General features: G+C 65.3%; 13 protein-coding genes. 9 read left to right on the top strand and 4 right to left on the bottom strand.

Annotation, left to right across the window (positions count from 1 at the left end; all coding sequences use genetic code 11):
• Window positions 1–29: 29 nt before the first annotated feature.
• Window positions 30–953: a LysR family transcriptional regulator gene (locus RMET_RS20075; protein ID WP_011518390.1), complete on the bottom strand. Its 924-nt coding sequence runs from the start codon at window positions 951–953 to the stop codon at window positions 30–32.
• A 112-nt stretch (window positions 954–1,065) separates the two neighbouring features.
• Here RMET_RS20075 and RMET_RS20070 point away from each other — a divergent pair, with 112 nt between their 5' ends.
• The 4 genes from RMET_RS20070 (at window position 1,066) to RMET_RS20055 (ending at window position 4,424) form a co-directional block, all read left to right on the top strand.
• A complete protein-coding gene (locus tag RMET_RS20070; protein WP_011518389.1) occupies window positions 1,066–1,836 on the top strand; it encodes an SDR family oxidoreductase in 771 nt (256 codons plus the stop codon).
• A gap of 233 nt (window positions 1,837–2,069) precedes the next feature.
• Window positions 2,070–2,588, top strand: coding sequence for a MarR family winged helix-turn-helix transcriptional regulator (locus RMET_RS20065; protein WP_011518388.1), 519 nt, complete (start codon window positions 2,070–2,072; stop codon window positions 2,586–2,588).
• A gap of 278 nt (window positions 2,589–2,866) precedes the next feature.
• Window positions 2,867–3,853: a YeiH family protein gene (locus RMET_RS20060; protein ID WP_011518387.1), complete on the top strand. Its 987-nt coding sequence runs from the start codon at window positions 2,867–2,869 to the stop codon at window positions 3,851–3,853.
• A gap of 139 nt (window positions 3,854–3,992) precedes the next feature.
• Window positions 3,993–4,424: a hypothetical protein gene (locus tag RMET_RS20055; RefSeq protein WP_011518386.1), complete on the top strand. Its 432-nt coding sequence runs from the start codon at window positions 3,993–3,995 to the stop codon at window positions 4,422–4,424.
• A 151-nt stretch (window positions 4,425–4,575) separates the two neighbouring features.
• Here the strand turns inward: RMET_RS20055 and RMET_RS20050 are convergent, their stop codons facing one another.
• Entirely contained in the window at window positions 4,576–5,445 is an 870-nt protein-coding gene (locus tag RMET_RS20050; RefSeq protein ID WP_011518385.1) for a LysR family transcriptional regulator, read from the bottom strand.
• 173 nt (window positions 5,446–5,618) lie between these two features.
• Between RMET_RS20050 and RMET_RS20045 the strand changes: the two genes are divergently transcribed.
• Complete coding sequence (locus tag RMET_RS20045) at window positions 5,619–6,698, top strand: alkene reductase (protein ID WP_011518384.1); 1,080 nt, start codon at window positions 5,619–5,621, stop codon at window positions 6,696–6,698.
• A gap of 77 nt (window positions 6,699–6,775) precedes the next feature.
• Here RMET_RS20045 and RMET_RS20040 read toward each other — a convergent pair whose 3' ends face one another.
• Window positions 6,776–8,197, bottom strand: coding sequence for a cytochrome P450 (locus RMET_RS20040; protein ID WP_011518383.1), 1,422 nt, complete (start codon window positions 8,195–8,197; stop codon window positions 6,776–6,778).
• A gap of 86 nt (window positions 8,198–8,283) precedes the next feature.
• Between RMET_RS20040 and RMET_RS20035 the strand changes: the two genes are divergently transcribed.
• The 4 genes from RMET_RS20035 to RMET_RS20020 all read left to right on the top strand — a co-directional run bounded on the left by RMET_RS20035 (window position 8,284) and on the right by RMET_RS20020 (window position 11,993).
• Entirely contained in the window at window positions 8,284–9,222 is a 939-nt protein-coding gene (locus RMET_RS20035) for a helix-turn-helix domain-containing protein (protein ID WP_011518382.1), read from the top strand.
• A gap of 99 nt (window positions 9,223–9,321) precedes the next feature.
• Window positions 9,322–10,329, top strand: coding sequence for a chromate resistance protein ChrB domain-containing protein (locus RMET_RS20030; protein ID WP_011518381.1), 1,008 nt, complete (start codon window positions 9,322–9,324; stop codon window positions 10,327–10,329).
• A 19-nt stretch (window positions 10,330–10,348) separates the two neighbouring features.
• Window positions 10,349–11,521: a chromate transporter gene (locus tag RMET_RS20025; RefSeq protein WP_011518380.1), complete on the top strand. Its 1,173-nt coding sequence runs from the start codon at window positions 10,349–10,351 to the stop codon at window positions 11,519–11,521.
• Window positions 11,522–11,534: 13 nt separating this feature from the next.
• Window positions 11,535–11,993 carry a chromate resistance protein ChrB domain-containing protein gene (locus tag RMET_RS20020; protein ID WP_011518379.1) on the top strand — a complete coding sequence of 153 codons (459 nt, stop codon included), beginning with the start codon at window positions 11,535–11,537 and terminating at the stop codon, window positions 11,991–11,993.
• 153 nt (window positions 11,994–12,146) lie between these two features.
• On the opposite strand, the gene RMET_RS20015 is transcribed toward RMET_RS20020, so the two are convergent.
• Window positions 12,147–13,043 carry a LysR family transcriptional regulator ArgP gene (locus RMET_RS20015; protein ID WP_011518378.1) on the bottom strand — a complete coding sequence of 299 codons (897 nt, stop codon included), beginning with the start codon at window positions 13,041–13,043 and terminating at the stop codon, window positions 12,147–12,149.
• Between the last annotated feature and the right edge of the window lie 64 nt (window positions 13,044–13,107).

Genomic DNA, 13,107 nt, shown 5'->3' with positions numbered 1-13,107 from the left:
CGAGGGTGAGGTGCTACACGTGGTTTCGCTCAGCGCCCGTCGAATCGGTGCGCGAGCGCATTCTTCTGGAACGATTCCGCAATGAAGTCGATGAATACGCGCGTTTTCGGCGGCAGTAGCTTGCGGTTCGGATAGTAGAGCACGATCGGCCCATTGTCGGCATACCACCCTGGCAGGAGGCGCACCAGCGCACCGCTCTCGAGCCAGGGCGCGGCATGTGGCATCGGCAGCAGCGCAATGCCGAGGCCGCTCATGGCGGCATGGGCCATGGCCTCGGGGTCGTCGAGAATCACGCGCGTGCGCATCTCCGCCAGCGCCTGCTCGCCTATCTGATTGCGCAGATTCCAATGCCGCAGACGTCCCGTCGAAGCCGACCGGCGCACGATGCCGTCGAAGCCGGCCAGATCCGACGGGTGGCGGGGCATCGCCCGGTCTTTCATATACGCCGGCGACGCTGCCACCACCACGTAGGTCCGCGCCAGTTCCCGCGCCACCACCCCTTCTGTCAGTTCGATACCGCCGCCGATGGCCGCATCGAAACCACCGGCGATCAGATCGACGGTGCGGTTCTCGAAATGCCAGTCCGGCACGATGCCCGGATAACGCGCCAGGAATTCGCCAAGCAACGGCACCAGGTACTCGCGGCCGAACGCCACGCCCATGCTCACGCGCAGCACCCCGGCGGGCTTGCCGTCCTCCTGCGCGGCGCTGGCAAACGCGTCGCGCAGCGTTGAGAACGGATCGGATACCTGCTGCAGGAACTGCTCGCCGCCCATCGTCAGCGTCAGCCGGCGCGTGCTGCGCTGAAACAGCCGAAGCCCGAGATGGTTCTCCAGCCGCGCCACGTTCTTGCTGATTGCGGCCGGCGTCAGCCCGAGGCGACGCGCGGCAGCCGAAAAGCTGCCGGTTTCGGCACTCTGGATAAATGACTCGAGCAGGTTCAGCGCTTCCATGCGTCGAAGCTTATATCAACGGTTGAAAAAGTTGATACGGAATCATGACTACCGGTTGCAGATCGCCAAAACCATACTGCTTTCACCGTCCCAACCACACAGGAACACGATCATGAACTCCACCCCCACCCTCACCTCTGCCTCCGCCGCCCTCTCGAACAAGGTAGCTTTCGTCACCGGCGGATCGCGCGGCATCGGCGCCGCGGTAGTGCGGCGCCTGGCACGCGAAGGCGCCGCCGTGGCCTTCACCTACCAGAGCTCCGGCGCGGTTGCGCAAGCGCTGGCTGAATCGATCCAGGCCGCAGGCGGCCGTGCCCGTGCCTATCACGCCGACGCGGCCGATGCCGCGGCCGTCACACGTGCGATCGACGCGGCCGCCGCTGACTTCGGCAAGATCGACATCCTCGTGAACAACGCCGGCGTGCTATTCCTCGGTCCGGTCGACACGTTCCCGCTGGAAGACTTCGACAAGACGCTGGCCGTGAATGTACGCGCGGTATTTGTCGCCGCGAAGGCAGCGCTGGCGCACATGGGCCAGGGTGGCCGCATCATCAACATCGGCAGCACCAATGCGGACCGGATGCCGTTCCCGGGCGGCGCCGCCTACGCGATGAGCAAGTCCGCCCTGAAAGGGCTGGTGCAAGGCATGGCACGCGACCTGGGACCGAAGGGCATCACGGTCAATAACGTGCAGCCTGGCCCGGTCAACACCGACATGAACCCCGAGGACAGCGAATTCGCCGCATCGCTGCACGGCCTGATGGCGCTGCAACGTCATGCCCACCCCGACGAGATCGCCAGCATGGTGGCGTATCTGGCCGGCCCTGAGGCTGGATTCGTGACGGGTGCCAGCCTCAACGTGGATGGCGGATTCGCGGCTTGATTCCGCACGGAAACGCCGCGTCTTGATGCGCGGCGGCCGGATGACACAACTTGCGCGCGCCGGTGACGCGCCCCGATGTCGGGCGCGTGGCCGGCGCGCGTAACGTTTGTGAGGCGGGCGTCCAACGCGCAAACCCGCGAAGTTGCCGGCAACCCTGCATGTGAGACAATCGCGATCGGCTTCCAGCCGCGCTTTGCGGCGATTTTCCAGCACGTCTCCACGGCTCCCCCTTCATGTCCAGCACAACCCGTTCCGCCTCCGTCGACACCGGGACCACCGACCCGTGGTCGAACCTCGACGAAGCCGGCACCGATCTCAACGTCAACGACTTCCTGACGACGATGCTGAGCCAGCTCGTCACGGCGCTGCGCAGCAACGTGACGGAGCCGTACGCGTCCCGCTTCGAGCTAACCGTGCCGGAGTGGCGCATTCTGGCGCTGCTGGCGCACGGCGAGACGATGTCATTCGCGGAACTGGTCAGGCAGTCCACCTCTGACAAGGCGCTGGTCAGCCGGACGCTGCGGCTGCTGGAGGATCGTGGGCTGGTGACGCTGGAATCGGAAGGCGGAACGCGCCGGCGCCTGACATGCCGGATTACGCCCGAAGGAGCCGCGCTCCATGCGCAGGTCATTCCGTTGGCGCGTCGCGGGCAGGCATCGGTCATCCGGATGCTGAGTCCAGAGGAAAGGCGCGGGCTTTACTCAGGGTTGCGCAAGCTGCATGGGCTCTGCACCACCCCGAACAAGCCGTAGGAAGATCGCGGCCACGCCAGACAGGCCCGAGCCGATAGAACGAGCCGATAGAACGAGCCGATAGAACGAACCGCTAGAACGAACCGATAAAACCAAACCGCCGCCGCGAGCACATCGTCGCGGCGGTTTGCTTTTGTGGGGGATCTCGGTTGCCGCGGCAGGCCCGACAGCCGTCCTTATCGACATTTTCGATAGATACAACCCGAAAATACCGTTGGCGCCCATATGCGCTGAGGAAATATCGTTATGCAAAATTCATCTAAGAAGGTGTTCGCAGCATGGCGTCCCGACTCCTCTCCGCAAGGTCCACACTCCCCGGGCTACTCCTCGTTCTCGCCCTGACCGTGCCCGCCACGCTGCTTGGCAAGGCTGTGCCGCTGCTGGGAGGTGCCGTATTCGGCATGTTGCTTGGCCTGCTCTGCCGAGCCTTCCTCAAGCCATCCGAGTCGTGCAAGCCCGGCATCCAGTTCGCTTCCAAGCAGCTACTGCAGTATTCGATCGTCGGCCTGGGGTTCAGCCTGCCACTGCATGAGGTCGTCCATACCGGATTGACATCCCTGCCTATCTCGCTCGTCACACTGACGGTTGCCTTCACCGTGGCCCTTGTGGCCGGGCACCTGCTGCGCATCCCTGAGAAGCTCAAGGTCCTGATCGGTGCCGGCACGGCCATTTGCGGCGGCTCGGCAATCGCCGCGATCACGCCCGTGCTGCAACCGGACGATCACGACATGACCTATGCGTTGTCCACGATCTTCATGTTCAACGTCGTGGCCGTGGTGATCTTCCCGATCCTGGGCAAGATGCTCGGCATGTCCGATGCGGGCTTCGGCCTGTGGGCCGGCACGGCGATCAACGACACCTCGTCGGTGGTGGCAGCCGGCTATGCCTGGAGTTCGGCCGCCGGCGAGTACGCGACGATCGTCAAGCTGACACGCGCGATGATGATCGTGCCCGTCACGCTGGTCATCGCCATGCTCTTCCAGCGCAGCCAGCCCGGCGGCTCGATGCGTCGCGTGATCCCCTGGTTCATCGTGCTCTTCGTGCTGGCTTCGGCAATCAACGAATTCCTCCCGGCTGGCGTGACGCACGTCATCCAGCAACTGGCCCCGTTCCTCGTCATCGGCGCACTGACCGGCGTTGGCCTGAGCACCGACTTCAACCGCCTGAAGCGCGCTGGCGCCCGCCCGCTGCTGCTGGGCCTGATCGTGTGGGTCAGCGTGGCGCTGAGCAGCCTGGTCATGCAGCACATGACCGGGATGCTGTGAGCCCAAGGCCACAGCGGCCGGCGTCGTTGTAATCCGCCGATACACCCGCAATACGCTGAAACGGGAAAGAACTAACAGATTGCGTGCTCATGTGGGGAAATGCTCCCCACAATCATCAACCGGAGCCGAGACACGCAACATGAATCATCCCGCCCCCAACAAGCCGCGCCACACCTTCCGCCGCCAGCCGCGTATTGCCACCTGGCTGGCAGCTGCCGCCGTGCTGGCCCTGCCAGGCGTCGCCTTCAGCCAGCAGACGGCCTCGCCCCCGGATGGCGGTGATAACGACGCGGCCATGCGCAATATCCAGAGTAACTTCGCGCGCATGACGCCGGCGCCGCGCACGATCGACACCATCAATCAGGAATTGAAGCAGACCGCGACAAAATCCCATGGCGGCGGTGGCGGAGGCTTAGGTCAGCGCGGTGGCGGCCGGCATGGGCGGCAGGCGCAGCAGCAGGACAAATCTGACTCGGGGAACGGAAACACGTCAGGCACGGCGGGTACGCCGGGTGGTGGCACGGCGCCCTCTGAGTCGACCGGTTTGTCCAGCGGGCCGTCGGCCCAGTAGCAGTCTCGCTCCCCGGAACGCCACCCGGTCAACTGGCTTGCGTCAGGCGCGCCTTCGTCGGCGTTGGCACAAGACGTGGGATAAGACGTGGCATTAGAAGCTCTCTCGATTGTTGGCTTTTCAAATCGTTGAGCGCGCGGCTACGCGCCTGTTACTCGAATCGTTCACGCAGGAATTCTATGAATCGCTGCGTCTTGGCCGGAAGCAGGCGCGTCTCGGTCATGGCGTAGACCGGTACCGGCGTTCCCTGCCATTCGGGCATCAGCCGGCGTAGCTGTCCCGTGGCGAGATCATCCGCCACGATCGCTTCGGCCATCAGCACGATGCCCATGTCGAGCGCGGCCAAGCGGCGCGCCATCCCGACGCTGTTCAACGTAAAGCGGCTGCCCACCGGGATCGTGGTGGTGTCTTCGCCGCGATGCAGTGTCCACGCACCGCCCCGCTGTATGCCCAGACATTCGTGATGATTCAGATCGGCGGGAGCGCGCGGTTCTCCCGCGCGTTTGATATATCCGGGCGAGGCATAGAGATAGGTCCGGAACGACGCCAGCTGACGCGCGATCAGTTGCGAGACTTCGGGCTCCCCCGCGCGGATGGCGACATCGAACGGCTCGCTCACCAGATCCACACGCCGGGGCGTGAGATCGAAGTCGAAGCTCAGTCCCGGGTAGCGGCCAGCAAACTCGGCAATCAGTGGCGCCAGATAGGTCACCGCGAAATCAACTGGAAATGACGCGCGGAGCACGCCCACTGGCTCCGCCAGCATGGTACCGAGCTGTTCGTGAGCCAGCCTGGCATCGCCCACGATGCGCTTGCATCGCTCGAAGTAGATCCGGCCGGCCTCGGTCAGCTCGATCTTGCGCGTCGTGCGGTGCAGCAGGCGCAACCCGATCGCCTTTTCCAAGGCGCTGATCCGCCGGGACAGCGTCGAACTCGGCATATCCAGAACATCCGCAGCACTGCGAAACCCCTTCGCCTTGACGACCTCCACGAACAAGGCCATGTCATTCAGTAGTTCCACGCCGATTGCTCCATCAGTGGATCAATGCATTGCAAATTAGCAGATTTATCTCGAACAGGAAGCCACCGATGATGGCGCCATGGAAGCCTGATCCGCGCGATGGCGCGCGTCAGCGCCTGACCGGCATCACGAACTGATGCCGGCAACCTGCACTTTCGAAAGAGGTCATGCACATGAGCGCACTGTTCACCCCGGTCCGCGTCGGCCGATACACCCTGAAGAATCATCTGGTCATGGCGCCGATGACCCGTAGCCGCGCCAGCCTTGATGGCACGCCGGGCGAACTGGCAGCCGAGTACTACGCGCAGCGCGCGAGTGTCGGCCTGATCGTGACCGAAGGGACCCAGCCTTCGGACGACGGGCAGGGGTACCTCGCCACGCCCGGTATCTACACCGAAGCCCATGTCGATGGATGGAAGAACGTCACCGCCGCAGTACACGAGCGAGGCGGTCGGATCTTCATCCAGCTCATGCACGCGGGACGCATGTCCCACCCGGACAACACGCCGCATCACCGGCAAGGTGTGGCGCCGTCGGCCATTGCCCCCGGTGTGCCGATGTTCACGCTGAAGGGTATGCAGGACATTCCGGCACCGCGCGCGCTGACCACTGCCGAGGTACGCCAGACCGTGGACGACTTCCGCTTCGCCGCCCGGCAAGCGATCGCCGCAGGCGCGGACGGCGTCGAGATCCACGGGGCCAATGGTTATCTGGTCCAGCAATTCTTCGCGCCCAACGCTAATACCCGCACCGACAAATACGGCGGCTCGATTGACAACCGCGCCCGCTTCGCCATCGAGGTGGCCACCGCAATCGCCGGGGAAATCGGCGCGGACCGGACGGCCATCAGACTATCGCCCGGCACGCCGCTGTGGGGCATCGACGAAGGCGCCGAAGGTCCGGCGCTCTATCGCCACCTGGTAACGGAACTAGACAAGCTCGGCCTGGCGTACCTGCACGTCAGCCTCCAGGGCAACGAGCCACAGTTGGCCGACATCCGCGAACGCTGGCGCGGCACGCTGATCCTGAACCGGCCGGGCCGCACCCGTGAAGCTGTTGGTGCCGACGTGGCATCCGGGCTTGCCGATCTGGAAGCCTATGGACAGATGGTGCTGGCCAACCCGGACTTCGTCACCCGCCTGAAGCTCGGCGCGCCGATGAACGATGCCCTTCCCAATGCGTTCTTTGGTGGCGACGGGCGTGGGTATATCGACTACCCGGCCCTGGCCCTGACCGATACCGTGACGTCCTGAGGCGCTGGCACGTGCCGCCTCGCCGTCGCTGAGACTGGCGGGGCGGCAATCCCGGCCAATTCGCTATCAACTCGCCCTCAAATCGGCGTCACGGCAAGCCAAAGCGGCTGATCCGGCCGTAACGTCACGTTCAACAGCGGCCGCGGATGTGCCGCGCCTTCCGGCACCGACAGCTTGTACCGCTGCAGCAGCATCGCCGCGATGACCGTCATCTCAGCCGTTGCCAGATGCTGCCCCAGACAAACCCGCGGGCCGGTGCCAAATGGCATGTAGGCGCCGCGCGGGGCCTGCGGCGAACCTGTCGAGAAGCGATCGGGCTGAAAGCGCTCCGGCTCCGGGAACAAGCGCGGATCGTGGTGCATCAACTGCAAGGGCAGCATGAACAGCGTGCGCGCCGGTAGCCGCCACGGGCCCAAGGTGATGGGGCGGACCGCGCGACGGCTGATGAGCACCGGGGCCACCGGGTAGAGGCGCATCGACTCCGTGATCGTCTGCACCACCTGACGCAGCGCCTGGCGACTATCCGCCGTCGGCGCCTGGCCGCGCAGTACATGCGTGACCTCGGCGCGTGCGGCGTCCTGCGCGGACGGGTTCGATGCCATGCACCAGGCCCACCAAGTCAGCGTCGCCGCGGTGGTCTCGTGTCCGGCCAGAAACGTCGTCATGCATTCGTCGCGCACCGCCTGTAGCGGCCATGCCGTCGCGTCATCCCGATGCAGGCACAGCAGGCGCGAAAGCAGGTCGTCCGGCCAGGTATCCGTGCGCATCCGCAGACGCGCCTGCAGATGTCGCTCGATCAGGTCCCGCAACGTGTGGAGTGCCCGCCGTCTTGCGCGCTTCCATGGCACCCAGTCGGGCAGGCTCGCCGGCCAGTAGAAATCGGCGTTGGCCGCCTCGCTGATCGCGCGCACGGCGCATTCGGCAACGCGCGCGTCCTCACCGATCTCATCCGAGAACATCATCCGAACGATCACATCCATGGTCAGCGACGTCAGCGCGCTTTCCACGGGCCAGTCCGCCACTCGCGTGGGCCATGTGGCGAGCCCCTTGTCGACGATCTCCACGATGCCCGGAACGAAACCATGCACGGCCTTCGGCATGAAGCCCGGCTGCAACGCCTGCCGCTTGCGCGACCATGCGTCACCCTCTGCGGTCAGCACGCTATGCCCATGCACGCGGGAGAACACACGCGTGCCACGTTCCCAGCGGATCAACGAGTCGTGATGGGTCACCAGAAGTTCGCGGACGAGCTGCGGGTCGGTGACGACGACCGCATGTTCCGGCCACATCCGCAGATGCACGACGTCGCCGTACGTCTGCTGCCATTCGCCGAGCGTGCCGAGCAGATCGCGCGACATTCTCCGCAGCAGGTGCCAGCCAGTCAGGCCGGCCGCAGGCCCGGGCGGCCAGGTACCGTATGGATGCGGCAGTGGCGAGCCGGCAGGCGGCGGCGACTTGGCCGTCTGGAACGGGCATTGGGCTTGGGATTCGGTGGTCATGTGCAGATTCCACACGCTCCCACGCGGACTGTCTTGAATCGAAACGACATCGACAGTCACGCCGCGCCTGCCTATACTCGCCGCTCATGTCCTCCGGGCCCCTTTCGACTCCGATCCAATGCCCAGACCCGGCCGCGCGTGCACCACTTGCATCGCACGGCGGGCGGACCCCTCATGCGCGGCTCTATCCGGCCCCGCCATCGCTGCATGGCGCCATTGCGGCAATCGTGTGCCGGGACACGCGCGGCTTTCCGCTGACCGACGCACAGCGCCTGACCCACGTTCCCGCATCGCCGCTCGTTTGCCTGTCCTGGTTTCCCGATCCGGGCACCGGCCTGGTGGAACGGTCATCAAACGGCCCCCTGTGGCGCCCCTTCGGGGCCACGGTTACCGTTTCCGGCAGCCAGTCGTCACCACTCACGAGCTGGGCGCCGACCACCGGACGCGGTGGCATGGTGTGCTTTACCGCGGATGTGGCCAAGGCATTGTTCGATCTGGATCTGACGGCAATTCACGACCGTTTTCGATGCGCGCGCGAGGTGCTTGGCGATGGCTGGCGGCCACTCATCGAATCCCTGAGCGATGCCGAGAGCGACGCGGAAACACTGGCGGCGCTCGAGCAACATCTCGCTCCGCGATGGCATGCGCTTCGGCATCGGTCGTCCCCACTCGCGTCTCTGCGCCAGACCGGGCGGCGCTGGGTGGAGAGCCTGGCCTGGCAGGCCCGCGAATGGCAGCGGACAAGCAGCCCGCGTCAGGTGGAACGTCGCATCAAGGCCTATAGCGGCCGGTCCTTGCGCGAGTGGCAAGCGATCGTCCGAACCGAGGGCGCATTCTTCACGGCCCGCGATCGTTACGAAGCCGGCCAACCCTTCGACTGGCCCGGGCTGGCGCTGGAGGAAGGCTTCGCGGACCAGGCCCATCTGGTCCGCACGACGAAACGCATTACCGGCTTTTCTCCAACCGAGTTCACGCAGCGCTTCGTCGAGGATGAGTCGTTCTGGCTGTACCGGTTGTGGGTCTGAACGGACCGCACATAAAAAGTACGCGTAGCGACACTCGAACCGGGCTGCTGGCGACGCTCACCCGCCTGCTGTAGAGGTCTCTACAGCGTTGCAACGGTCATGACGGCTACCTATGCTGCCTTCATGACACCCGCCCTCAATGTACCCAACTCCGCACCCAACGCCTGGCTTCTGCTGATAGTCAGCCTTCCCACGTCCAGCGCGACGGCACGCATGCGCATCTGGCGCGCCGTCAGGACGCTGGGGTGCGCCGCATTGCGCGACGGCGCCTATCTGTTGCCGGCACACGCCGAGCAGGCCATGCAGTTGCGCATCCTCGCCGACGACGCCTTGCAGGAAGAAGGCCAGGCCTGGCTGCTTCGCGTTCAGGCTGGCGATGCGGCTGAAGACAGCGCCTACCGGGCGCTGTTCGATCGCACGCCCGACTACACCCGCTGGCTCGCCGAGTTGTCCGAGGCGCGCAAGACGTTGCCCGATCTCGTCGCTGCGGAACGGAGTCGCCTGCAGCGTCGTCACGCCCGCGCATACGACACCATCCGCAAGATCGACTTCTTTCCGAATGAAGCCACCGTTCGCGCGGACGCGCAATGGCGCGACTTTGCCGCGGCGATCGAAGCCACGCAATCTCCCGGCGAACCTCACGCCGCAGCCGGCGGCATTCCACGCCGAGATCCGTCCCAGTATCAAGGCCGGCTGTGGGCGACGCGCCGGAATCTGTGGGTCGATCGCGTCGCCAGTGCCTGGCTGATCCGGCGCTTCATCGATCCGCACGCTGGGTTCCTCTGGCTCGCCAATCCGGCCGACTGCCCGGCCGATGCACTGGGGTTCGACTTCGACGGCGCTACCTTTACCCACGTCGGCACGCGCGTGTCGTTCGAAGTGCTGCTGGCCAGCTTCGGGCTCGACGACAACCCCGGACTGGTCCGGCTCGGCGCAATGGTCCATGCGCTGGACGTGGGTGGATCGACCGTCCCCGAGGCCAGCGGCTTCGAAGCCATCCTGGCTGGCGCGCGCAAGAGACTGGCCGATGACGATGCGCTGTTGACGGAGGTCGGCACGGTGCTCGATTCCCTCTATGCCCATTTCTCCGGCAACCGGAAACCATAAGACTCCCCAGGTGCCCCAGATGAACGCTCCCCACGACCGCCCCGCCTATACGCTGCGGCAACTGGTGATGTATTTCGTGCGACTCGGCGCGCTTGGATTTGGCGGCCCGGTCGCACTGGCCGGCCATATGCGGCGCGATCTCGTGGAGGCCCGCCAATGGATCACGGATGGCGACTACAAAGAGGGGCTGGCGCTCGCGCAACTGGCGCCGGGACCATTGGCGGCGCAGCTGGCGATCTACCTCGGCTACGTGCACTACCGTATCCTGGGCGCCACACTGGTCGGCATCGCCTTCGTGCTGCCGTCGTTCCTGATGGTGGTAGCACTCGGCTGGGCCTACGTCCGCTTTGGCGGGCTGACGTGGATGCAATCCGTGTTCTACGGCGTGGGCGCTGCTGTCATCGGCATCATCGCGATCAGCGCATACAAGCTCACAACCCGAAGCGTCGGCAAGGACAAGCTGCTCTGGGCCATCTACCTGTTGCTGTGCGCCGTGACGGTGATCACCGAGTCGGAGGTCGCGTGGTTGTTCCTCGCGTCGGGCGTGCTCGTCTGGCTCTGGCGCGCGCCGCCAAAGTGGCTGGGCCATGGCCGGGCCAATGCGATCGCCGCGATCCCGGCGCCTGCCGCCAGCGCCCTGCTGGGCACGATCGACTGGCCGCTGTTGTCGCAGATTGGCCTGTTTTTCGCCAAGGCCGGCGCGTTCGTATTCGGCTCGGGGCTCGCCATCGTCCCGTTCCTCTATGGCGGTGTGGTCACCGAGTACCACTGGCTCAACGAGAAGCAATTCGTCGATGCGGTGGCCGTGGCCATGATCACGCCGGGCCCGGTCGTCATCACCGTCGGCTTCATCGGCTATCTGGTGGCGGGCCTGCCCGGCGCCTGCGTGGCGGCGGCAGGCACCTTTCTACCGTGCTACCTCTTCACCATCCTGCCTGCGCCTTACTTCAAGAAGTACGGCAAGCTGCCTGCGATCCTCGCATTTGTGGACGGCGTCACGGCCGCCGCCGTGGGCGCGATATCCGGCGCGGTCATCGTATTGGCCAGGCGCTCGATCGTCGATGTACCGACGGTGCTGCTGGCAGTGGTCACCGTCGCGCTGCTCCTCAGGTTCAGGAAGCTGCCGGAACCGGCCATCGTGGCGGGTGCGGCGGCCCTTGGCCTGTTGATCTACCCGTTGCTGCATCACTGACAAGGAGACCGCCATGCAATGGATCACGCGCGAACACCCCAAGATCGACCGGATCGCTTGTCCCTGGCTGATTGCCCGCTTTATCGACGAGACGCCGGAGTTTCTCTACGTGCCACCCGACGATGTCACGCGCATCGCCAATGAATCGGGTGCCATCCCGTACGACGTTCCCGGCGTGGAACTCACACACGTCGGCGAGCGCTGCAGCTTCGATGCGTTCCTGGACAAGTACCACCTAGGCGGCGACGCGGCCTTGCAGCAACTGGCCGGCATCGTACGTGGCGCGGACACGTCGCGGCTGGACCTCACACCGCAATCCAGCGGGCTCTACGCCATCTCGCTGGGACTGTCGCGCATGTTCAATGACGACCTCGAGATGCTTGAACACGGCATGGTGATGTACGACGCGCTCTACGCCTGGTGCGGCCACTGCCAGACAGAGACGCACAATTGGCCGCCGAAGATGGGTTGAAGGACACGACCGACGGAGGCCGCCAGATCTCTTTCCACGGACAAGCACCCGCTTGCTTCACCACGTCGATATCCCCGGCTTCCATGTCTTGTCGAAGCATGGCTGCCGCAGGCCATACGGGAACCCGCCGCCCCCAGCCAACACCAGCCAAGATCAGGGCGCCAGTAGCGCAACCCGCGCGGCAGCCAGCACCTCGCGGCTCAGCCCGTCGAGCAAGCCTGACGCCGCGCGTGCGTATTGCCAGTGAAGGGGGACATCGAGCGGCGCCCCTGGCACCAGTTCGACCAGCGTGCCATTCGCCAGATACGGCGCGACGAGCGCCTGTGGATGCAAGCCCCAGCCCATGCCAGCCAAGGCCGCCGTCACGAACGCCTGCGACGACGGCAACGTATGCCGGGGCAGTTCCACATGCCGATGGCACAAGCGCCGCGCCCACCGCACCTGCAGCTCATCCTTGGTGTTGAACACGAGGCTCGGCGCCTCGGCCAGAGTGCCTGCGCCAACGCCATCGACAAAGTAGCGTTGCATGAACGCCGGACTGGCCGCCGCCAGATAGCGCATCGCGCCAAGCGGGCGGCTGTTGCATCCTGCCGCGGGCCGGCCGGTGCCCGTCACGGCAGCCAGCACTGCGCCGCTGCGTAGCCACTCGGTGGTGTGGTCCTGATCGTCCACGGCCACTTCCATCAATACGGGATGCGCCGCGGCGAACGTGGCAATGGCGGGCGCGGCCCAGGTGGCCAGGCTATCGGCATTCACCGCCACCGGTAACGCCACCCGTGTCACACCCTCGGGCGCCAGCGCCGGCAGCGCCCCCTGAAGTTCCTGCTCAAGCAAACGCACCCGGTCCACGTGCTGGCACAACCGCCGTCCGGTCTCGGTCGCCCGGCAAGGCTGGGCACGCACCACCAGCGCGCAGCCCACGCGCTCTTCCAGCAAGCGGATGCGCTGCGAAATCGCCGACGGCGTCACGTTGAGCGCGCGAGCCGCACGCTCGAAGCTGCCCTCGCGAATCACAGCAGCCAGTGCGGAAAGCGCGGCGTAGTCCAGCATCGGTTTAGCTCAACTTAATTAGATGAAGGAAAGATAGTTTGTCTTCATCCAGAAAGACAGGCAA

This window comes from Cupriavidus metallidurans CH34 (assembly GCF_000196015.1).
GTDB classification, from domain to species: Bacteria; Pseudomonadota; Gammaproteobacteria; order Burkholderiales; family Burkholderiaceae; genus Cupriavidus; species Cupriavidus metallidurans.
Note: the sequence above shows the minus strand (reverse complement) of the source record. Positions and strands in the feature narration are given on the sequence as shown.